We start from the raw sequence: 24080 nt of genomic DNA on the forward strand, positions 1-24080 counted from the left end.
CAAGCCTGAGGATCTTAGGCAAAAGGTTTATGACTCCAGACCTATTAAGTCTGGAGTCACACAGATCATTAATAACGGAAAATAGAGCGATTATGAAGGGGATTTATGGTGAGCCAGCCGTTGTGTGTTGTTCATAAAATCAACAGACATAATGATATAACGCATATTTTTTACTCATATCTTCGTTATACGTTATGGATTGGCGAAAAAACCGACGTTTTCATCCGTATGCATTCGCCCTAATAACGGTTGTCGTCATAAATAACGTCATGTTTCTCTAAAGAAAATTTTGCTTATGCCGAAATGTTAATAGTTAAGGATCCTTAATCTCACTTAAACCGCAGTCTGGCCATGGAAATGTCACTATGCGCAATAATCAGCCAATATCACAACGGGAATATCAATACCCTGACGACGCAACATTGATGTCAACGACAGATGCCGAAAGCCGTATTACCTACGCCAACGATGCATTTATAGAAGTTAGCGGTTTTGCCAGTGAAGATATTATCGGGCAGCCTCACAATGTTGTGCGCCATCCCGATATGCCTCCTTCGGCATTCAAAGATATGTGGGCTACATTACAACAGGGTTTCCCCTGGACAGCACTGGTGAAAAACCGCCGTAGCAATGGCGATCATTATTGGGTTCGTGCCAACGTCGTACCGATCATTCGTGGCGGTAAAACCAAAGGTTACCTTTCTGTCCGCACCAAACCGACTACTGCAGAGATTAATGCAACCCAGGCGCTTTATGACAAAATGAATCGCGGCGCACTGAACAACCGCCGCTTGCATCGGGGGTTGTTGATCCGTACCGGCATTACCCGCAGTTTTTCTATTTTAAAAACACTTTCTGTGCGCTGGCGGATCCGCAGCGGTTTGCTGGTTTTACTCGTCCTTAACTCACTCGTCATTTCTGCGCTGACTACCCTGCCCGTGATACAGATGAATACCGCATTGGCACTCAATGCATTTTTCATTCTGTTGCTGAATTTCTGGATGGAATGGCAGATTACCCGCCCGATCGAACAGCTTTGCAGTCAGACCTTGCGTGTTGCCAGCGGCGCGAGTCATACGATCACGCCAATGGAGCGGGTCGATGAAATTGGTATGACGTTACGATCTGTTGGCCAGCTCGGATTGATTTGCCGTTGGATGGTGGATGATGTCAACGACCAGGCGCACAAAGTCCGCACGGCCAGTGAGTCACTGGCGAATGGTAATGAAGCCCTGAGTCAACGTACTGAACAAACTGCCGCTAACGTTGGACAAACTGCTGCAGCAATGAATGAGATGAGCACGACAGTTGAAAGCAACACACAGACGGCAGCCGAAGCCGACAAACTTTCACTGATAGCAAGTGCGGCGGCAGAAAAAGGCAGCAATGCTATGCAGGAAGTTGTCGGCACTATGCAGGAAATCACCGGCAGTTCACGACAAATTGCCACCATCACCAATGTTATTGATGGCATCGCTTTCCAGACGAACATTCTGGCGCTCAATGCCGCAGTTGAAGCGGCTCGCGCGGGTGAACAAGGCAAAGGCTTCGCCGTGGTTGCCGGAGAAGTGCGCAGCCTGGCGCAACGAAGTGCCAGCGCAGCCAGCGAAATTAAACGCCTGATCGACAGCAGTGTGGAAACGGTAGTGTCGGGATCGAAGCAGGTTGATCAGGCAGGGAAAACGATGGCCGACATCGTCTCTCAGGTGCGAAATGTGACGTCACTGATCGGGCAAATCCGAAGCGCCACTGGCGAACAAAATCAGGGATTACTGGATATTGCCAAAGCCATTGAAGAACTGGACCGCATCACACATCAAAATTCAATTCAGGTTCAGGAAGGTGCCAATGCTTCTTCAGGTCTGAAGCAACAGGCCGACCGTCTGGTTGAAGCCGTGGGGGTGTTCCGGTAACGTTATTGAGTAAAATAGAGGCGGCTAATCACCGCATCTATTTCAATAAGCTATGTCATTACAACGATCTGATTACACTGTTGCCAATCTGAACGCTGATACTGAGCGGGTCAGATGAAGAACCTGTTCTTCCAGCGAGGCCGCTGCGGCAGCTGATTCCTGAACCAGCGCTGCGTTTTGTTGCGTCACGCCATCAATTTCTGTCACCGCCTGTTCAATCTGGCTAATCCCGCGGCTTTGTTCATCAGAGGCTATCGAGATATGTTCCATTAATATATTAATCTGAGTGACAGAGGAAATGATCGCTGAAATGGAATCGCCGGTGCGCGAGACCTCATCCGACCCTTCGCGAATATTCGCCACCGATTCAGAAATCAGACTTTCGATTTCTTTTGCTGCCATGGCGCTGCGCTGCGCCAGACTGCGCACTTCACTGGCCACCACTGCAAATCCACGCCCCTGCTCACCCGCGCGTGCCGCTTCAACAGCGGCATTGAGCGCCAGAATGTTTGTCTGGAAAGCGATACTATTGATCACACCTGTAATATCTTCGATTTTTTTCGAACTGCTGTTAATACGCCCCATCGTACCAATCACGTCCTGAGCGACTTTCTCGCCTGCGCGCGCGTTTTGGACAGCTTCACGTGTCAGACTGCTTGCCCGGGAGACATTTTCGGTATTTTGTTTTACCGTCGCACCAAGTTCTTCCATGCTGGCGGCGGTTTGTGTCAGCGCTGCGGCCTGTTGTTCAGTGCGGGAAGCCAGATCAATATTACCTGCGGAGATTTCCTGCGATGCATGCGCCACTGTATGGCTGGTGTCGCGTACCTGCCTTATAATTCTGGTCAGCGACTGGCGCATATGTTCTATCGACTGCATCAACTCTTCAATCTCACTGCGGGATTTGGCTTTCACCGGTACTGGCGTATCGAGATAACCTTCAGCAATCTGACGGCAGTGATCGCGAGAACTCAGCAGCGGCATCAGAACAAAGCGCTTCATTAACACCAGAACACTGATAATGATGATCAGAAATAACAAACCAAAACCGACCGTCAACCCGATACCAAATTTGAAATGACTTTGTGCAACATTATTAAGATTTTTTGCGTACTGTTCATGGAGGGCCAACACTTTATCCAACACGATTTCATACTGACGATCGAGTTTCACCACCGCAGGGATCCGGGCTTTGAACGCTGCCTGATCACCGGACTTTGCAGCGTCAATCAAGGGCTGGATACCGTTCTGGCGATAGTCCTGGTATGTATTGCGGTATTCATCGGCCAGTTCACTTTCACCAGGCAATTTCGGCACATCAAGATACGTCTGAAACGCTGCATCGGCTTTACCGATGACCTCAGTGACTCCGTCCAGAGCAGATTTTGACTGCTGACCGTCGCCATTTTCAATTTCTTTCATATATTCCATCACGCGAACACGCGAGGTTCGGCTGTGGTTAATGGGGTCGATAATAGAAAGCACCACACGGATTTCCTTGTTCACATCATCCAGTGAATGATTACTCCGGGTGAGCAGCCAAACATTCGAAAGCATACTGGTGAAAAAGAGTGCGAAAAGAATAACAAGAACAAGCAAAGACGACTTTTTAAGCGACATCGGGAGATTCTCAAAATAAAGCGGGAATCTGTTTATCGGCATTCCTGTTCAAATGTTTAATATTTCCAGCGCACTATCTGCAATTTGTGGCACGTTGATCGATCGTAGGAGAAATTTCCGAACATGTTTAAAGACGTTTACTGCAGTCAAAACACCTGTGAGTAATCTGAGTGTTTCCCAAAAAAATTATTGCTAACACTTATATTAAAGATATGAATATGACCTCATGCAGGATACTTACCCCCTGCTTATCGTTATTAATACAACTAACCCCACTAAAAATGAAAAATTTTCATGGAACTATTTTTGAAAATTAATTGTAAACATTACCACCGTGAATACTATTATTGTTTTTATAGAGAAATGATTATGAATTAAATACGATACTGAGTTAAGTTGAATGGTTTTAATGAAGCAATTTAAAAGAATAGTTAATTTATTTTTTGTCACTTTTCACTTGAATCTGCATACCCTCATAAAATTTTACTTAAGTCACACCCGCATTCTATAAGGCCTGCTGAAAGTTTGGATAAAACTCCTATATATCAATGAACATAAGCGAATGTGTCACGCCGCACCAATAGAAATGTTTTGTTACACCATTTAAATGTCAATGCTGCGTAATATTTACCTAAAATGTCACCACAGGTATTTACCTGCAATATTATTTTCAGAAAAATTCAAAACACACTGCGAAATGTTTCTCATAAATATTTTGAATCGCTTGTGACCCTGAATTATTCCGACGTTTTCCTCGGAAAAGGATGTAGTTTTGGCAGGGTTGCCAATATCATATTTTAAGAATCATTGGCAGCGTTTATCACTCTATAAGTAAGGGATAAGCATGTCTAATAGCTTCCAGAATGAAATTCCGAAAGCGCGCGTTAACATAAAACTTGATCTACACACTGGCGGCGCACAGAAGAAAGTCGAATTACCGTTAAAATTGATGGTAATGGGTGATTACAGTAATGGAAAAGAGAACCGTCCGTTATCTGAACGCGAAAAAGTTAACATTAATAAGAATAACTTTAACAGCGTACTGGCTGAATTCAGCCCTTCACTGAACCTGACTGTGGAAAATACGCTAACAGGTGATCGCAGCGAAGAAAATATCTCTCTCAATTTCAATGAAATGAAAGATTTTGAGCCAGAACAGGTTGCCCGTCAGATCCCCCAACTGCGCGCGATGCTGGCAATGCGTAACTTATTACGTGACCTCAAATCCAATCTGCTCGACAACGTCACCTTCCGTAAAGAGCTCGAAGCCATTCTAAAAGATCCTGCGCTGAGCAATGAACTGCGCACTGAACTTAATGCCCTGGCGCCAAAGGCGTAATTGCCTCCACTTAATGGATTAATGCGAGATAATGCTCATGTCAGTCAACACTGAAAACTCTTCTTCCAGCCAGACAACGGTTCTGGATCGCCCTGAAGCCGGTACGGTATACGCTTCCCTGTTTGATAAAATCAACCTGACGCCTGTGTCCTCACTGGGTGATCTGAACGATTTTCAGGATACGTCTGCGCTGGCAGATGTTACCGCTGATCAGCGTGTCACTGCCGCTGTACAGGTCTTCCTTGAGCGCCTGAAGTTGTCAGGCCAAACCGTTGAACGGCTGGACAAAACCTTGCTCGATCATCATATCGCCGAACTCGACAGCCAGATCAGCCGTCAGTTGGATGTGGTCATGCATCACCCGGAATTTCAGCGTATTGAATCCGGCTGGCGTGGTCTGAAGTTCCTGGTTGATCGTACTGATTTCCGCCAGAACGTAAAAATCGAACTGCTGGATGTATCTAAAGACGACCTCCGTCAGGACTTCGAAGATTGTCCTGAGATCATCCAGAGCGGCCTGTACCGTCATACCTACATTCAGGAATATGACACACCGGGCGGCGAGCCAATCGGTTCTGTGATTTCCAACTACGAGTTTGACGCGTCGGCGCAAGATGTCGCCCTGCTGCGTAACATTTCTAAAGTATCTGCCGCTGCGCATATGCCATTCGTCGGTGCGGTCGGCCCTAAATTCTTCCTGAAAGATTCCATGGAAGAAGTGGCGGCGATTAAAGATATCGGCAACTACTTTGACCGTGCGGAATACATCAAGTGGAAATCCTTCCGCGATTCTGACGATTCCCGCTATATCGGTCTGACCATGCCGCGCGTACTCGGTCGCCTGCCGTATGGTCCGGATACCGTTCCTGTTCGCAGCTTCAACTACGTTGAAGAAGTGAAAGGTCCGGATCACGAGAAATATCTGTGGACAAACGCGGCGTTCGCCTTTGCGGCCAACATGGTGAAAAGCTTCATCAAAAATGGCTGGTGTGTGCAAATCCGTGGCCCACAGGCGGGCGGTGCAGTGACTGATCTGCCAATTCACCTGTATGATCTGGGTACCGGCAATCAGGTGAAAATCCCGTCAGAAGTGATGATCCCGGAAACCCGCGAGTTCGAGTTTGCCAATCTGGGCTTCATCCCGTTGTCTTACTACAAAAACCGCGATTACTCCTGCTTTTTCTCCGCAAACTCTGCGCAGAAACCGGCGCTGTACGATACTGCCAATGCCACCGCAAACAGCCGCATCAATGCGCGCCTGCCGTACATCTTTCTGCTTTCACGCATCGCACACTACCTGAAGCTGATTCAGCGGGAAAACATCGGCACCACCAAAGACCGTCGTCTGCTGGAACTGGAGCTGAACACCTGGATCCGCACGCTGGTAACCGAAATGACCGACCCGGGCGATGACCTGCAGGCCTCTCACCCGCTGCGTGATGCCAAAGTGACCGTTGAAGATATCGAAGACAACCCGGGCTTCTTCCGTGTGAAACTCTACGCCGTGCCGCACTTCCAGGTGGAAGGTATGGACGTGAATCTTTCACTGGTTTCTCAGATGCCTAAAGCGAAAGCGTAAGAGGCCGGAGTGGTAATGAAAATTTATCGACCACTATGGAGTGAGGGGGCATTGCTGTCCCCTCAGCAGTTCCAGCAGCAGGCTTTGTGGGAAGCACATAATAATCAATGTGTTGCTCACCTGTCGGTTGTTAATCCCTGGGGTGTAGCCACAGCTGAATTTGATGAAGGCTTGCTGAGTGTCAGACGTCTGCAAGCACTTCAACTGACCGTGCGTCTGCCTGACGGATCTCTGATAGATACCGGGAGCAGCGATCTTCTTCCCCCTGCCCGGGATTTATCTCAGGATATTCCGGCACAAATCAATGAGCTTACGGTGATGCTGGCGATGCCGTTATTGCAGGCAAACAGCAGCAACGTACAACTCACTGACAATGCGGGGGATCGCCCGCTCCGTTATCGTCAGGAATGGGTAAATGTTCAGGATGCATTCGGTCAGGAAGAAGAGTCTATGGCTGTGGCCCGTTATGCTTTGTCTCTGCGTTTTGACACAGAACAAAACGAGGAATACCTGATCTGTCCTGTATTACGTCTGGTTCGCGACGGTCAAGGCGGCTGGAGAAATGACAGTACATTTATTCCTCCGTTGCTGGCAATGTCCGCTCATCACGGGCTGGTCCTGGACATGGAGCAAATTCTCACACAATTGCAGGCTAAACGCCGCCGCCTGATGGGGATGCGTCGTGAGAGCAATCAGCGTATGGCCGATTTCGCCGTCGCAGATGTGTCATTGTTCTGGCTGCTTAATGCCCTCAATACGCATGTTTCAGCATTATCTGAACTGGTTAAAAATCCGGCGCGACACCCTGAACAAGTCTGGTTTGAATTATCGAAACTGGCGGGGAGCCTGCTGACGTTTTCCCTGGAACATGATATCGAAGCGATACCGGCTTACGACCATGCGTCCCCAGAGACCGTTTTCCCGCCTTTACTTGACCTGATCGGGGAGCTACTGGAAGCCAGCCTTCCTTCACGCGTTATCTCGCTGGAAATGCACAAGATCAATGGCCAGCAGTGGAAAGCGCCTCTTAATGACAGTCGCCTGCGTGAAGACGCGGACTTCTACCTGTCAGTGCGCTCAACACTGCCCGCTTATCAGCTTATTTCCCAGTTCCCTGCCTTGTGTAAAGTCGGGGCACCGGACGATGTCAATAATATCGTCAATATCGCACTTAATGGTGTGCCGCTGATCGCGTTAAGCCATGTCCCTGCGGCAATCCCTCTTCGGCTGGAAAATCAATATTTCGCCCTGGATCTCAAACATCCCTCTGCGCAGGCCATGCTGGATTCGGGTACGTGCATGTTCTATGTACCGGAACTTCTCGGTGAACTGCAACTGGAACTCTATGCGGTGCTTCGGTCATGAGAAATGAAATAGATATTGATGAGTTGCTGGCCGATACCTGGCTGTCCGTTGTGCAGTTACGTAATGGAGTGGTTGCAGAAGAAGGCGAGGCTTTATACGAGCGCTGCCGCGCACAGGTAGAGCGAGTTCAGGACCAATTACAGCTGGCCGGTTACGATAGCGAAAGCGTTGAACATATCACTTATGCCCAATGTGCATTGCTGGATGAAACCGCACTCGGTCGACAGGGTGAGGACAAGGCGCCAGATAACGGACATATTGCCTGGCAGCGGGCACCGTTACAGGCGCGTTTCTTTGGCTCTCTTCAGGCAGGTGAAGCGTTATATGAACGGATCCGCTCTGTGCTGCGTCAACCGGCTCCCGATATCACCGTGCTGACCTGTTTTCATCGGATCTTATTGCTGGGTTTTCAGGGGCAATATAGCGCTCAAACCATCAACCCTCATCAACGTGAGCAAACCCTCGCCGCACTTGCCGGGCGGGTCACTCCCTTCAACGTGATGCTCCCGGGGGCATTGCTGAGTAAAACAGGACGGGTACGTGGCGGGGCAATATTACGCTCACTCTGGTTCTGGGTTCTGGTTGCTATTGTGGTCGTGTCCGGTGTCTGGTGGGGTGGGCATGTCTGGCTGCAACATCTGATTCATCAGCAATTGCCGGGGCAGTTCTGATATGCGCATCGGTTCTCGTTTATCAGTTTACTGCCTGACCGGGATGACGGGGTGTCTGGCACTTCTGTTGTGCTGGGGATTCAGCCCATTTGGCGCCTCCACAAAATCAGTCATTACCCTCATCACAGTGACCTTAATGGCTGGACTGATGCTGTGGGGAAGGCGCCATGATGTGTTCATCGATGAGACGACACGACTGGAAAACCTGCCGGAGATATCGTTTTCGCAGCCGGTCGTTCTTGTTTGCGGGGACAAGCTGGATGCGCTGTTTGGTGAAACTACGGTACGGATTACCCCACTTGCCTGTTATGTCAAGACAGACATCGCAAAACCGTTATCCATTTTCGTTGATGCGGTGCTATCACAACGTCCCGGCTGGATCCGCCAGATGGCCGTACTGTACAGCGTTTCGCCGGAAATTCATGCCGATGAAGCTGTCTGCCGTGCCGCGATTAAAAGCTGGCGTCAGCAGTTTTATCGTTTGCAAAAGCGCATCGGATGCCGCATTCCCGTGCTGGTCAGTTGCTGGCTGAACGGAACGGCATCGCCCTGGTTTGTGGGCGCTGCCGACGGAAAAATGATCGTCAGGGACGACGATGAAGGCGCAACACGGCTGAGTGACTGGTTGAGTTCGTCAGACATCAATATGCAGCCCGCTCGCCAGTCTCAGGCTATCTGTCTTGAGGCAGCCTGTTCATGGCTTCGGGACGTTGTGCTTGATGAAATGCAGCATCCTGAAACCCTGAGTACGCCGGTTCGTCCCGTGGCCGTGGGTGTCAGGTTTGACGCCGTGTCGGGTGTGCCCGATAACCTTTGGTCTGCAGCATTGACGCGGCGTACCACACTGAATGCCCTGACGCCATTGCAATCAGAGACAGTGGCAACTCTGCCTTTTCCCGATCCTTTGTTACCGCTGCTTTCCGGCACTACCCGCCATATCAGGGCAGGGCTGGCACCGGTAATAGCTGTCATTCTCATGATGTGTTTTGCGGTAACGGCCATTGGTTTTGTTGTTAACAACAACCACAGGCTCATTACGCGTATCGGTATGGATCTGAAGCGCTATCTGATCATTCCTATGAACAATTACGTTCCGAAAGCACAAGCCGTTGCCGCGTTGAAACTGGATGCTCAGTTGCTTGAGCGTTATCACCGCCAGGGCGAGCCTTTACGTCTGGGTTTAGGACTTTATCAGGGTGAACGACTCTGGCTGGCTCTGCAGCAGGAAATTGATCGTTACATTCCTCCCCCTCCGCCGCCGCCACCGGCTGAGAAACACATAGCTAAAACCGTGCGTCTCGACGCCTTGTCACTATTTGACACGGGCCAATACGAGCTTAAACCGGGCTCGCTCAAAATGCTGGTGAATGCGCTTGTGGATATTAAGGCTAGGCCAGGCTGGCTGATTGTGGTGGCCGGACACACGGACATTACCGGTGACGCGAAAGCCAACCAGACATTGTCGCTCAAACGTGCGGGATCATTGCGTGACTGGATGCTCTCAACCAGCGATGTCTCCCCGACATGCTTTGCCGTACAGGGCTACGGCGCAACACGCCCGATTGCAACAAACGATACCCCGGAAGGCCGTGCGGCTAACCGTCGTGTCGAAATCAGTCTGGTGCCACAGGCAGATGCCTGCAAAGCATCAGCAACCCCAAGTTCATCAAATGATTGATGAATGTTTACCTTAGAAATGGAGAACTACCCATGGCAATTCCTGTTTATCTGTGGCTGAAAGACGACGGCGGTGCGGACATTAAAGGCTCCGTAGACGTTAAAGATCGCGAAGGCAGCATCGAAGTGGTTGCACAGGATCACAACCTGTATATCCCGACCGATAACAACACCGGCAAACTGACGGGTACTCGTATTCACACCCCGTTCCTGTTTACCAAAGAAATCGATTCCTCCAGCCCGTACCTGTACAAAGCGGTGACCACTGGCCAGACCCTGAAATCTGCTGAGTTCAAATGGTATCGCATCAATGACGCGGGCCAGGAAGTGGAGTATTTCAACACTAAACTGGAAAACGTCAAGCTGGTAAAAGTCGCGCCAAAAATGCACGACATCAAAGATCCGGCTAAAGAGAAACACAACCACCTCGAAGCTATCGAGTTGCGTTACGAAAAAATCACCTGGACCTACAAAGACGGCAACATCATTCATTCCGATTCCTGGAACGAACGTACTACCGCGTAAGACCTTATCAGCAGACGGTTCGCCGTCTGCTGTTTTTGTTTCCTGAGCCGCTGCCTGGCGGTTGAGCAAACAAAAACACAACCGGACATCGACCTTATGGGCCTGCGTTTCCTGCAACGGAAAAGGCTAAGGGCGGTAGCGTACCTAAAAAAGGAATTTAGCATGGAACATCAGTCAGCTGTCTTACTTCGCCGCTTAAATCCGTACTGCGCGAAAGCGCTGGAAGCCGCCGCGACGCTCTGCCAGACCCGCGCCCACAATGAAATTACCGTCGAGCATTGGCTGCTCAAACTGCTGGAACTGGGCGAAGGCGACATCACCGTGCTGGCCCGCCGCTACGAATGGGATATGGATGCGCTGTGGCAAAGCCTGCTGGCACATCTCGATGCCCTGCCGCGTTCAGTACATTCGCGTCCTCAACTTTCTCAGGATTTACAATCGCTGATGAAAGCGGGCTGGCTGGCGGCATCACTGCAGGATGACAACCAGAGCATCCGCAGTGTCAATTTGCTCGAAGCGCTGATGGCGCAACCGCGTCTGCTGCGCTGCGAAGGGTTATGGCCGCTGTTCAGCCTGAGCGAAGAACATATCCGTCGCCTCAAGCCCGTGCTGGATGCCTTGTCCGAAGAGCGCCCGGAGTTGCAACAACAAGAAAGCCTGAACCGCACCCCTTCGTCGCTTTCCGATGAGGGTGCCAGTCCAAAATCTGATGCAGGCATAAACGGCCAGTCATTAAGTGAAGCCCTGCAGGCCGCGCTGGATAAATTCACGCTGGACGTCACAGCCAAAGCCAAGGCCGGACAAATTGATCCGGTGTTTGGTCGCGATAACGAGATCCGTCAGATGGTGGATATTCTGTCCCGTCGTCGCAAAAACAACCCGATTCTGGTCGGTGAACCGGGCGTCGGTAAAACCGCGCTGGTGGAAGGCCTTGCACTGCGCATCAGTGAAGGCAATGTGCCGGACAGCCTGAAAACCGTCAGCCTGCGCACGCTGGATTTAGGTCTGCTACAGGCCGGTGCAGGCGTTAAAGGCGAGTTCGAGCAACGCCTGAAAAACGTCATTGACGCCGTGCAAAAATCACCCACGCCGGTTCTGCTGTTTATCGATGAAGCGCACACTATTATTGGCGCAGGGAATCAGGCCGGTGGCGCAGATGCTGCCAACCTGCTCAAACCCGCGCTCGCCCGTGGCGAACTGCGCACTATTGCTGCTACCACATGGTCTGAGTACAAACAGTATTTTGAACGTGATGCCGCCCTTGAACGACGCTTCCAGATTGTCAAAGTCGATGAGCCGGACGATGAAATGGCCTGCCTGATGCTGCGCGGCCTGAAGTCCCGCTACGCCCAGCACCACGGCGTGCACATCACCGACGAAGCCGTCAAAGCCGCCGTCAGCCTTTCGCGCCGCTATATCACCGGTCGTCAGCTGCCGGACAAAGCCGTTGACCTGCTCGATACCGCGTCCGCCCGTGTACGCATGAGCCTCGATACCCTGCCGGAAGAACTGACCCGCCTTAAGGCGCAGATAGCCGCACTGGGAATGGAGGAGCAGGCATTGCTGGAAGATATCGCGCTCGGCAGCCAGAGCCACTGCGAACGTCTGGAGAAAATTGGCGAACTTGACCGCGAACTCAATGCCCAGCTTTCCGCTCTCGAAGCGCAGTACGAAGCCGAAAAAGCCCTGACGCATAAGCTGCTGGAAATCCGTCAGGACATCAGCCGTCAGGAAGATATTCACGCGCTGCAGCAAGAACTGGCCCAGTTGCAGGGCAGCGCCCCGCTGCTGTCTCTTGACGTGGACGTCCGCACCGTTGCGACAGTCATTGCCGACTGGACCGGCGTGCCGCTGACCAGCCTGCTGAAAGATGAGCAGACCGATTTACTGCAACTGGAAAATCACCTGAACAAACGGGTCGTCGGACAGGATCATGCCCTGACCGACATGGCACAACGTCTGCGCGCCGCCAAAACCGGACTGACGTCTGAGAATGGCCCGCTGGGCGTCTTCCTGCTGGTCGGCCCGAGCGGCGTCGGTAAAACCGAGACCGCCCTTTCCCTTGCCGACTGCCTGTTCGGCGGCGAGAAATCCCTCATTACCATCAACCTCAGCGAGTATCAGGAGGCGCATACCGTCTCTCAACTGAAAGGTTCACCTCCGGGCTACGTCGGTTACGGTCAGGGCGGTATTCTGACGGAAGCCGTGCGTAAACGGCCGTACAGCGTCGTTTTGCTTGATGAAGTGGAAAAAGCCCACCGGGATGTCATCAACCTGTTCTATCAGGTGTTCGACCGCGGCTTTATGCGAGACGGTGAAGGACGTGAAATCGACTTCCGCAATACCGTGATCCTGATGACTGCTAACCTCGGCAGTGACCCTTTGATGCAGTTGCTGGATGAACAGCCGGAAGCCACCGACGGCGATTTACAGGAACTGCTGCGCCCGATCTTGCGCGATCATTTCCAGCCCGCCCTGCTCGCCCGTTTCCAGACATTGATTTATCGTCCGCTGAACGCCGTTGCCCTGCGCACTATCGTTGAGATGAAACTGGTACAAGTCGCCAAACGCCTGAACAAGCACTACGGCCTGACCTGCTCCATCGAAGAAAGTCTGTACGACACGCTGGTCGCTGCCTGCCTGCTGCCGGATACCGGTGCGCGAAACATCGACAGCCTGCTCAATCAGCAGATCCTGCCGGTGCTGAGCCAGCAACTGTTGCAACGCATGGCCGGGCAACAACGCACCACGGCGCTGGCGCTGGGCTGGGATGAAGAAGAAGGGATCACGCTGGAATTTGACGGAGAAGACAAATGAGCACCTCCGATGTTATCAACAGATTGCTAAACCAGTCCCGCTATCGTCTGGACGTTTTGCAAAGTCCGGCCTTTCTCGACGTGTTGCGCTTCGATGGGGAAGAGCAACTTAGCAAACCCTTTGAATATATTATTCATGTCACCAGCACGGCCACCGATTTAACCGCTGAACAACTGGTTCTCAAACCGGCTACCTTTACCATGCAGGCTCCCGTGTTTGATATTGCAGGGGTTGCGGAGCCGGTCCGGGCTGTACACGGTGTGATTCAACATTTTTCACGTATCTCTACCTCTGCGGATCAGACGATTTACCGGCTGGTTTTGGTTCCGCGCGTAGCCTTACTGGACCACACTGCAAAGTGCGCACTTTATCTAAATCAGTCAGTGCAGGAAGTGGTTGAAAAGGTTCTTCGGGCACACGGTCTGGAAGGCCCGGACTTCGAATTCCAGCTTTCCAGATCATACCCGGCACGTGAGCTTATCACCCAGTGGCGGGAAACAGATTTAGCTTTCATCCAGCGTTTACTGGCTGAAGTCGGGATCTACTGGCATCTCGAGATGGACACCCGCCTTGAGCATGACGTCATCATATTTGCCGACAGTCAGCAACAATATAAATTTGGAGTCCGTTTACCCTTACGCAACCAAGCGGGCATGAGCGACAGCGGTACCGAAAGCGTCTGGGGGCTGAGCACGCAGCATCAGGTCGTCACGCAACAGGTTTCCACCCGCGATTACAACTACCGGGAAGCATTAAGTCCGATGGACACCACTGCCAGTGCGGCAGGAAGTGATGAAACCACCACTGGCGAAGTCTATCAGTACGCGGAGCCTTTTCTGCAATCCGGATCAGAAGACGGGGTAGAAACCGGTGCATTTTATGCCCGCCTGCGTCATGAGCGCATATTGAATGCTCAGAAGACCGTCACCGGCCACAGCAGTTGCCCTCATCTGGCACCGGGTCAGGTGCTGGAAGTCGATGGCACACTTCCTTCTGTTTTAAATGAAGGCATCCTGCTGACGGGGATAAAAACCTACGGTTCACGCAAGAGTCGTTTCACCGCACAATTGACCGGTCAGCCTTACAGTGAAACCCTCTGCTTCCGCCCTGTTCTGACAGAACGCCCGGTAATCGCCGGTACCCTTCCAGCCCGGGTTGAAAGCACCACCAAAGGCGATATCTATTCCTGGCTGGATAATCAGGGCAGATACCGCGTGAAGCTCGATTTTGACCGCGACGAACAGGAACAGGGTTACGCCTATCTGTGGCTGCGTATGGCAAAACCTTACGCCGGTGATACCTACGGCTGGCACGCACCTTTACTCGATGGTACTGAAGTTGCCATCGCTTTCGATTCCGGCGACTGTGACCGACCGTATATCGCGTATGCCCTGCATGATTCAGCACACAGTGACCATGTCACCGACGACAACCACACCCGCAATGTCCTGCGTACTCCGTCTTTCAACAAGTTGCGGATGGAAGACAAACGCTCAGAGGAACACATCAAACTCGCCACCGAGTTTGGCAAAACGCAGCTGAACATGGGGCATCTGGTGGATGCGGAACGCGCACAGCGCGGTGCCGGCTTTGAAATCAGGACGGATGAACACGGCGTGATGCGCGCGGGCAAAGGGATATTTGTCAGTGCAGAAGAACAACTCAAGGCACAGGGAAAAGTGCTGGATATGGATCCGGCCCTCGGTCAAATCCATCAGGCCAACAATGAGATGCAGGCTCTTAGTGATGCCGCCACGCAGGCTACCGCGCTGGCATCAGATATTAAAAAGCAGCTCAGCTTTGTCGATAACCGCCTGACGCAGTTGCAGTCTGCGGCCATTTTAGCCAGCGCCCCGATGGGCGTGGCGCTTACCAGCGGTGAGCATTTACAGCTGGCAGCCCGACAGAACCTGATGGTTAACGCCGGTAACAATGCCGACGTTGGCGTCATGAAAAACTTGTTCATCGGCGCAGGTGAAGCGTTAAGCATGTTTGTACATAAGCAGGATGCCACGCTGATTGCCAATCAGGGACAGGTCACTATCCAGGCACAAAACAACGCCATGTCCCTGACCGCAAGACAAACCCTGACCATCACCAGCTCGGACGATGAAATCATCATTACCACTCCGAAAAAACTGACCCTCAACGGCGGCGGCTCTTATCTGACGCTGGAAGCCAGTAAAATCGAGCACGGGTCTTCCGGGGATATGACGATTAAGTGCACGAACTACCTGGTGCCGATGGTGGGGGCTTCAAAACCCAGCGATACACCTAAATTTCCTATTGTCACGATGGAAAACTTGACTGAAGAGGATGGGAAGGATTTTTCTGCTTAATTCATCTAAATTTTTTAGTTCAGTAATAACGCTAAGTATTTAATCATAAAACTAAATATAGGTTAGAATATGTTTACAAAATCAATATGCTGCGGTTTTTTTTTGTTTCTGTTAACTTTCAATGTTAATGCATCAGTTGCTAAAACTTTGCCACCTGATGAAGTCACAACTAATTTCTACCATTCATATCTTGTAGCATCAGATTTTGAGTTAGCTGAGAGTATAAAGCAATCTGATGCTGCTGTTGATCTATATACAACCAAGCATCTACAAAAATTAAAAAGTTTGGATGAGTCAGGTTCCGATTACTTTACATATTCCCAAGACTTCTGTCCTGATTGGGCATCTAATATCAAATCATCCCAACCTATATATAAAGGTAATACTTCCTATGTCATAGTGACTCTTGGGTTAGATAGTAACCAATCTAAGTTTAGAGTCGATTTAGTAAAAGATGGGGAAGTCTGGAAGATGCAATCTGTTAATTTTATTAGTAGACAATCGCCATATTGTAATTAATATCACATTGGAATGAAAATGCTTAATATTCAAAAAGCAATTGAAACTTTGCGTGCTAATGCGGCGATTATAGCAACCGATAATGCTGAAAGATTGAGCCAGGGGCTTGATCATCACCTAAGATATGGTCGTTCTCAATGTGCACATTATGTAAAATTAGCAATTTCATCGCCTAATGGTGGGGGGCTAAAACTAGAAAATTCCGGAATAAATTCTGCAAAAGACTATGGCCCTTGTCTTATTTCCAATGGATTCATCGCCGTATCGGGTGCGACTACATCTTTGGTAGGAGGTATTTATAATATAACGGGTCAGCAACCTGGTGATGTAGTTGTAGTTCAAAATGCTCCAAACCACCCTCATGGACATATGGCCATGTTCGATGGAACTAATTGGGTCTCAGACTATGTACAGGTAAAAGGGTTTTATCCAGCGCAGGTATATCGAACAAATAACATAAGTTATGTCTTGTATCGCTACTCTGGTGATTCAGAAAATAACGCTCCCGAAGATAGTAGCAATGCTGACAACAAAGACCTCCACATCTGCTACCCCATTACGAAAAACCCAAAGGGCAATGAATTCGGCAACGCTGAAGAGATCCTTGCGCATCTCAGCCGAGAACCCGCAGGGTTTTATCTGGTTGGACGCAACGGTATGTGGCACGGCGGCATTCATATCAGTTCTGTCACCACCCCATGGAGCGCATTAAGTGGTAATGGTACTTCTGAGTCTGTCGATTTTCCTGTTCCCTACAAAGGTGAGCAGCCTCTGCGCTGTATGGCAGATGGCGAAGTCGTTGCTTATCGGGTATGTAAAGATTATCTCGAGGCTCCCTGGACTTCTGGAATACTAAGTTACTCAGGTTCATTCGTCCTGATACGACATTATCTGCAACCCGGGGATGATAAAAAAAGCAGCCTTACCTTTTATACTCTTTATATGCATCTTGCTCCCTGGTTAGCTTATCAGGCTGGTAAAGGAGAGAAAACATGGAAAGTAAACGAAAGAAAAGGTCTGTCTGCTTACGAGGATGCCGACCGGAGTGTACGTAAAGGTACACTTCCTAATGGGACAAAAGTGCGCTGGGATGAGACGGATGAAGGATTTAAGACTCAAACAGACAAAGGACGAATATATGGCAATGTTACCCTTGAGGAGGATGTGATCGTCAAGGCGCGAGGAAATACCCCTGAGAAAAAACTGTTTAGTCAGGGCGATCAAGTATGGGTAGTTGCTGACAGAACTAATCTGAAAACAACGGAGCCCGTCGTCATTCCTCCAGCCTGGTGGGCGCACTTCCAGCCACAAACCGAAGAGAAACTCGAATTTGAACAGGTCACATGCCCTGTCCCATTCCGCATAAACGCAAAAGATCCCGTCGGGCATCTTGGCTATTACCAGAACCCGGTTGCAATGGGCTACGTACCGCGTTATCAGTCGCATATTGAATGTTTTAGCATAGATGAAAATCTCCCCACGTTCCTGACTAACCCGGAAAAGCTTGAACAAGAGGATCGGCCGTTATTTTTGAAATATACACCGGGTCTGCCGCGATATAATAAAAACTTGACTACTGGTAAGTTTGTCAAGGAGGCTGAGGCAACACGTTCTGCAGGTATTGCCACCTTAAGGAAAGTGAAGTCAGTAAATGAGAAAGCTGCAGATGATAAATCAGCGGAAACGTATTTTCAGATCTATCCCGAAACTGCGTGGTTGGCAAAAAAAGATGTTAAGTTGTTATCGCGGTATGATCTTGCTGAACTTGGTTTTACGCTCACAGATGATTCGCCGGGCAATTTTGATAAGCTCGATGGCAAAACACCGCCTGAAACACTTATCAGAAAAATACTGGATATCTTACATAACGCGGCGAAACAGGACACTCGGGTAGATTACGCACTTTTACCAAAAAATTATCAGCGTCTGATTGACATGATTAGCACAAATTCAGACGGCTATTACTCACCTGATGAATACCGGCAGGCAATCCATAATCCAGTTTTAAGGGATACACTATTTAGAATTATAGCAAAGCACCCCAGTGAATGGTATTACAAACCAACCGACTCATTATGGAAATCGTATCTGGACAACCTGACACAAGATGCACCAGAGTGGAAAAAATATAATGAGTCTGTAATTAATAAACTGGTGTGGATACAGAATCTTGAAAAAGATAAAGTTGTTCTTGAACCGTCTTTATACCATATGCATCCCGTAATGTTTCTAGACTGTCTCACTAGTCAAAATGTTGATATTAAGATTGCAAGAATAAGAGCTTTTATGTCGCTTATTAGATTCTGTGAAGGAACGCTGGATGAAGTTGGTTATGAAACCGTTTTCGGAGGGGAGTCATTCATAGAGAAATATCACAAGAACTTTAGTACTCATCCCCAAATAATTATTACTAAAGGCGGGTATTCTTCATCTGCAACTGGGGCATACCAAGTGCTAGGGTGGGTATGGGATGATGCACCAACTGTGCGTTGGAGAAGTAAATATAATATCGAAGATTTTACTCCAGAGTCTCAAGATAAGTTATGCGTTGCATTTCTTAAAAATAAAACAAAGGAGAGGATAGAATTTTTAGACGAAAATGGAAAGAAAAAAACTCAAATCCATGAGGATGTTAATGCATTTGATTTAGTATCAAACAATGAGATCTCAAGAGCAATAACTAATTGCTGTTCTTACGAATGGGCAAGTATGCCTCCCGGTCGTCATGGTCAACCTAAAAAGAGCCTTGAATTATGTCTAAAAATCTATAATGAGTTCTTAAATAATGAGCTAAGATGTGACACAGTGCTACATATCTCTAACGATTTCATTAAGGAACAATGTAATGGGTAAATTTAAGTTTATATTAATTTCAATAGCATTTGGATTTTGTTTCTGCACCTTTGCCTTCTCGAACGATCTGATAAAAGGAAGATGGCAACCTGATTGTGGTAACTCCGACCCTTTCATAAATATTCAAACGGCTAAATCAGTGAATATAGAAGTAAACACCAATTTATTATATATCTCTGCTGAGATTAAAAAAAAACAAACAGGGGAATTTGAAATACTCTTGAATGATGTTATTGAAAATACAATTGCAGATATTAATTGGAAACACATAAATAAATCTAAACCCATAGCGGTTTTAGATATTTCAGGTGAGAGTGCTAATATGGAATGGCTGGGTTTTTATGATAAAACAAAGTCACATTATACATGGGAAAAAGACTCCGAGTTTAGTGAGTTTTCAAATAAGCATGGAATGATAACTTTACATCGTTGTGTACTAAGTGATTGAAATAAATCTCATGTGAATAAATGACTTAAATAAATATTTCCAAAAGCAGCTCAGCTTTGTCGATAACCGCCTAACGCAGTTGCAGTCCGCGGCCATTTTAGCCAGCGCCCCGATGGGCGTGGCGCTTACCAGCGGTGAGCATTTACAGCTGGCAGCCCGACAGAACCTGATGGTGAACGCCGGTAACAATGCCGACGTTGGCGTCATGAAAAACCTGTTCATCGGCGCAGGTGAAGCGTTAAGCATGTTTGTACATAAGCAGGATGCCACGCTGATTGCCAATCAGGGACAGGTCACTATCCAGGCGCAAAACAACGCCATGTCCCTGACCGCAAGACAAACCCTGACCATCACCAGCTCGGACGATGAAATCATCATTACCACTCCGAAAAAACTGACACTCAACGGCGGCGGCTCTTACCTGACGCTGGAGGCAAGTAAAATCGAGCACGGGTCTTCAGGGGATATGACGATTAAGTGCACGAACTACCTGGTGCCGATGGTGGGGGCTTCAAAACCAAGCGATACACCTAAATTTCCTATTGTCACGATGGAAAACTTGACTGAAGAGAATGGGAAGGATTTTTCTGGATAAGGCTAAACTGCTCGAGAGATGTCACAATTTGACTTGCTGTGTAAAAAGAATCGGTAAAAGCATGTTGACTAGAAATAACATGAAAATAAGTTGAACATACTTCGTGAGGTATAAATGAAAAACAAAACACTTTGGAAATCATTCTTATATTTACCAATGCTAATTCTCTTGCTATTCGGCGGTAACGCATCTGCTAATATAAAAGAAGATCCTGTGAAAATAACACAATATTTTTATGCGCAATATATGCAGTTGTATTTCAAAATTGTCCCACCTGATGCCCCTGCATTTAAAAAATTAATGCAGCATAATATAACGCCAAGTTTTTTGAAAAAAATAAAAAGTGCAAAAATTTGCCAGGAAGGAAAAGACCCCGTTTGCACAATCGAAGAGGTTAGGCCAAAAGATGGGTATGTTTATATTATAAGGGCTCAAGATGCATACGATGACTGGACACATGTCATTGTAGAACCAATAAAAATCAGTTCAGGCTTATCGGTTGTAAAGGTTTCACTAGGGGGACTCCATCAGAAGGCCCATGTCCTGACGGTCTCGCTTAAAAAAATCAATACGCACTGGAAAATAGACTCTGTATCCGATCTTAGTCCTGCTAAATATCGCTTTCAATAACTGAGTAATATCTACTATGTTGAATGTAGAATCAGCACTAGCCCATCTAAATAGTAATGCATCCGAAAAAAGTCATGGTAACTGTGCCAAATTTGTGAGGCTTGCAATTAAGGCCGGGGGAGTTAATATTATTTCTCCACCACTTCGTCCAAACTATGACTATCCTGCAGCGGCAGATTATGGTGCCTCATTGTTGGCTAAAGGATTCACCATCGTATTTACCCATAATACTGGCGGGTCAGAACTGACAGATACAACCACCATACCTGGCCAGCAAGCTGGCGATGTTGTCGTAGTTCAAGATATTCCGGGTCATCGGTATGGTCATATGGCCATGTTTAATGGAACTCAATGGGTCTCTGATTTTAGACAACCAATGGGGTTCTACCCGGCAAGGGCTTATAGTTCATTAAAATCTGCGTTCAAGATGTATCGCTATGGAGAAACGGAAAAAAATACGCCCTCTGACCAAAGCAACGCTGACAACAAAGACCTCCACATCTGCTACCCCATTACGAAAAACCCAAAGGGCAATGAATTCGGCAACGCTGAAGAGATCCTTGCGCATCTCAGCGGAGAACCCGCAGGGTTTTATCTGGTTGGACGCAACGGTATGTGGCACGGCGGCATTCATATCAGTTCTGTCACCACCCCATGGAGCGCATTAAGCGGTAAAGGTCCTTCTGAGTCTGTCGATTTTCCTGTTCCCTACAAAGGTGAGCAGCCTCTGCGCTGTATGGCAGATGGTGAAATCGTTGCCTATCGGGTATGTAAAAATTATCTGGAGGCGCCATGGACTTCTGGCTCGCTAAGTTACTCAGGCTCATTCGTCCTGATACGGCATTATCTGCAACCCGGGGATGATAAAAAAAGCAGCCTGACCTTTTATACTCTCTACATGCACCTCGCCCCCTGGTCAGCTTATCAGGCTGGTAAAGGAGAGAAAATATGGAAAGTAAACGAAAGAAAAGGCCTGTCTGCCTACGAGGATGCCGACCGGACTGTGCGTAAAGGTACACTTCCTAATGGGACAAAAGTGCGCTGGGATGAAATGGATGAAGGATTTAAGACTCAGACTGACAAGGGACGGATATATGGCAATGTTACCCTTGCTGAGGATGTGATCGTCAAAGCGCGTGGAAATATCCCTGAGAAAAAACAGTTCAGCCAGGGCGATCAGGTGTGGATACTTGCTGACAGAGCTAATCTGAAAACAACGGAGCCCGTCGTTATTCCTCCAGCCTGGTGGGCACACTTCCAGCCCCCGACTGAAGAGAAACTCGTATTCGAACAGGTCACCTGCCCCGTCCCATTCCGCATAAACGCAAAAGATCCCGTCGGGCATCTTGGCTATTACCAGAACCCGGTTGCAATGGGCTACGTACCGCGTTATCAGTCGCATATTGAATGTTTTAGCATAGATGAAAATCTCCCCACGTTCCTGACTAACCCGGAAAAGCTTGAACAAGAGGATCGGCCATTATTTTTAAAATATACACCGGGTCTGCCGCGATATAATAAAAACTTGTCTACCGGTAAGTTTGTCAAGGAGGCTGAGGCGACCCGTTCTACAGGTATTGCCACCTTAAAGAAAGTGAAGTCAATAAATGAGCAAGCTGCAGGTGATAAATCAGCGGAAACGTATTTTCAGATATATCCTGAGACTGCCTGGTTGGCAAAAAAAGATGTTAAGTTGTTATCGCGATATGATCTTGCTGAACTTGGTTTTACGCTTACAGATGATTCGCCGGGTAATTTTGATAAGCTCGATGGCAAAACACCGCCTGAAACACTGATCAGGAAAATACTGGATATCTTACATAACGCGGCGAAACAGGACACTCGGGTAGATTACGCACTGATACCCCAAAATTATCAGCGTCTGATTGACATGATTAGCACAAATTCAGACGGCTATTACTCACCTGATGAATACCGACAGGCAATCCATAATCCCGTACTGAGGGATACATTGTTTAGGATAATTGCGAAACATCCCAGTGAATGGTTTTACAAACCAACCGACTCATTATGGATTTCGTATCTGGAAAAACTGACACAAGATGCACCAGAGTGGAAAAAATATAATGAATCGGTGATTGAGAAATTAGTGTGGATGCAGGATATGGATAATAGTAAGTTTTTACTGGGCTCAGCATTATATCATATGCATCCAATTGTATTTTTAGATACCTTCTGCCAAGAAGTTGACATTCGAGAAGCGAGAGTCCGAGCTATTATGAGAATGTTACGAGTTGGAGAGGGTACTGTAGGTGATAAAGGGTATGAGCTCTTATTTGGTGGCGAATCTTTTATTATTAACTACAACAAGGATTTTTCTACCCATCCTCAGATACCCATAACCAGAGGTGATCTAACTTCAACTGCTGCAGGGGCATATCAAGTAATGGGATATAATTGGACTGATAAAGAAATGGTTAAGGCTCGTATAGAGTACTCCATTACCGATTTTACCCCTTTGTCTCAAGATAAGTACTGTGTCATTCTATTGAAAATAAAAAGAAAAAAAGCCTGGAGTAAGATTTTATCAGGCGACATTGAAGGGGCTATTAATATAATAAGTTACGAATGGGCGAGTTTACCTCCAGGAAGATATGGACAACCAGCCAAATCAATGAGTGAAGCCCTTTATCTCTACGAGAATTATCTCAAAGAAGAGTTGTCTGGTTCCACCGACTTATACTTACCTAATGGGTATATAAATGATATTATTAGGAGCGAGAATGCATAAGATTATTTTTTATTTACTCATGGCGATATCATTTAGTTCTATGGCAAGCTCTGATGTTACAGGAAGGTGGAGTCCCTCATGTGATGATGAGGAAGGAATTACATTGACGAATGATAATAGTCCAGTATTTTTTATTGTAAATCACAACCAAATAGTTATTTCTATGCTAACAAAAACCACTCAGGAGTCTATCGACTTTTTTTTGGTTAAGCCCGTCGATCTGGGTTCGGGTGGAATGAAGCTAAGTTGGAGTAATTTTTCAAAAAAATCAAAAATAGCCACATTGAAATTGCATGAGCAGAGTGCAAATTTTGAATGGTATGGTTTTTATGATGAAATAAAAAAAGTACATTCTTGGGTGAATGACCCAGATATTATAATAAATAATGAGATTATTGGTGGAGGTGTTGTTTTTTATAGATGCATAAAATAATGGCA

General features: G+C 47.9%; 17 protein-coding genes. 16 read left to right on the forward strand and 1 reads right to left on the reverse strand.

The annotated features are described in order from the left end of the window. Positions 1-365 precede the first annotated feature (365 nt). Positions 366-1913: a methyl-accepting chemotaxis protein gene (locus AACU55_RS08710; RefSeq protein WP_134705434.1), complete on the forward strand. Its 1548-nt coding sequence runs from the start codon at positions 366-368 to the stop codon at positions 1911-1913. 72 nt (positions 1914-1985) lie between these two features. Here AACU55_RS08710 and AACU55_RS08715 read toward each other — a convergent pair whose 3' ends face one another. Continuing rightward, positions 1986-3533 (reverse strand): methyl-accepting chemotaxis protein, encoded by a 1548-nt coding sequence (locus AACU55_RS08715; protein WP_037033054.1) that lies wholly within the window; start codon positions 3531-3533, stop codon positions 1986-1988. 844 nt (positions 3534-4377) lie between these two features. Between AACU55_RS08715 and tssB the strand changes: the two genes are divergently transcribed. From tssB to AACU55_RS08790, 15 genes are all read left to right on the forward strand, one after another. Continuing rightward, positions 4378-4872: a type VI secretion system contractile sheath small subunit gene (tssB, locus tag AACU55_RS08720; protein ID WP_013577825.1), complete on the forward strand. Its 495-nt coding sequence runs from the start codon at positions 4378-4380 to the stop codon at positions 4870-4872. Positions 4873-4903: 31 nt separating this feature from the next. Next, a complete protein-coding gene (gene tssC, locus AACU55_RS08725; protein ID WP_134705435.1) occupies positions 4904-6451 on the forward strand; it encodes a type VI secretion system contractile sheath large subunit in 1548 nt (515 codons plus the stop codon). A gap of 15 nt (positions 6452-6466) precedes the next feature. After that, on the forward strand, positions 6467-7816 hold the full coding sequence (gene tssK, locus AACU55_RS08730) for a type VI secretion system baseplate subunit TssK (protein WP_134705436.1): 1350 nt from the start codon (positions 6467-6469) through the stop codon (positions 7814-7816). Continuing rightward, positions 7813-8487 carry a type VI secretion system protein TssL, short form gene (gene tssL, locus AACU55_RS08735; RefSeq protein WP_134705437.1) on the forward strand — a complete coding sequence of 225 codons (675 nt, stop codon included), beginning with the start codon at positions 7813-7815 and terminating at the stop codon, positions 8485-8487. Before tssK ends, tssL begins: the two co-directional genes overlap by 4 nt. A 136-nt stretch (positions 8488-8623) precedes the next feature. Next, positions 8624-10165, forward strand: a complete 1542-nt coding sequence (locus tag AACU55_RS08740; protein ID WP_339382228.1) for an OmpA family protein — start codon at positions 8624-8626, stop codon at positions 10163-10165. Between the two features lie 32 nt (positions 10166-10197). Next, a complete protein-coding gene (hcp, locus tag AACU55_RS08745; RefSeq protein WP_013577830.1) occupies positions 10198-10689 on the forward strand; it encodes a type VI secretion system effector Hcp in 492 nt (163 codons plus the stop codon). 162 nt (positions 10690-10851) lie between these two features. Further along, complete coding sequence (gene tssH / locus AACU55_RS08750) at positions 10852-13506, forward strand: type VI secretion system ATPase TssH (protein ID WP_134705439.1); 2655 nt, start codon at positions 10852-10854, stop codon at positions 13504-13506. Next, the gene (locus AACU55_RS08755) at positions 13503-15845 is read left to right on the forward strand and encodes a type VI secretion system Vgr family protein (RefSeq protein WP_134705440.1); all 2343 of its coding nucleotides are present in this window, start codon (positions 13503-13505) and stop codon (positions 15843-15845) included. The genes tssH and AACU55_RS08755 overlap by 4 nt, the downstream gene beginning before the upstream one ends. A 69-nt stretch (positions 15846-15914) precedes the next feature. Next, positions 15915-16364, forward strand: coding sequence for a DUF3828 domain-containing protein (locus AACU55_RS08760; protein WP_134705441.1), 450 nt, complete (start codon positions 15915-15917; stop codon positions 16362-16364). Positions 16365-16382: 18 nt separating this feature from the next. Further along, positions 16383-19217, forward strand: coding sequence for a glycoside hydrolase family 24 protein (locus AACU55_RS08765; RefSeq protein ID WP_240785623.1), 2835 nt, complete (start codon positions 16383-16385; stop codon positions 19215-19217). Then, entirely contained in the window at positions 19210-19665 is a 456-nt protein-coding gene (locus tag AACU55_RS08770; protein ID WP_134705442.1) for a hypothetical protein, read from the forward strand. Before AACU55_RS08765 ends, AACU55_RS08770 begins: the two co-directional genes overlap by 8 nt. Before the next feature lie 16 nt (positions 19666-19681). Further along, positions 19682-20260, forward strand: a complete 579-nt coding sequence (locus AACU55_RS08775) for a DUF2345 domain-containing protein (RefSeq protein WP_256369589.1) — start codon at positions 19682-19684, stop codon at positions 20258-20260. Between the two features lie 114 nt (positions 20261-20374). Beyond that, on the forward strand, positions 20375-20890 hold the full coding sequence (locus tag AACU55_RS08780; RefSeq protein ID WP_134705443.1) for a YbjP/YqhG family protein: 516 nt from the start codon (positions 20375-20377) through the stop codon (positions 20888-20890). A gap of 16 nt (positions 20891-20906) precedes the next feature. Continuing rightward, a complete protein-coding gene (locus AACU55_RS08785; protein ID WP_134705444.1) occupies positions 20907-23642 on the forward strand; it encodes a glycoside hydrolase family 24 protein in 2736 nt (911 codons plus the stop codon). Beyond that, entirely contained in the window at positions 23635-24075 is a 441-nt protein-coding gene (locus AACU55_RS08790) for a hypothetical protein (RefSeq protein WP_134705445.1), read from the forward strand. The genes AACU55_RS08785 and AACU55_RS08790 overlap by 8 nt, the downstream gene beginning before the upstream one ends. Positions 24076-24080: the final 5 nt, after the last annotated feature.

Source organism: Rahnella sp. CJA17(1/100) (assembly GCF_963881615.1).
In the GTDB taxonomy this organism is placed as follows: Bacteria; Pseudomonadota; Gammaproteobacteria; order Enterobacterales; family Enterobacteriaceae; genus Rahnella; species Rahnella aceris.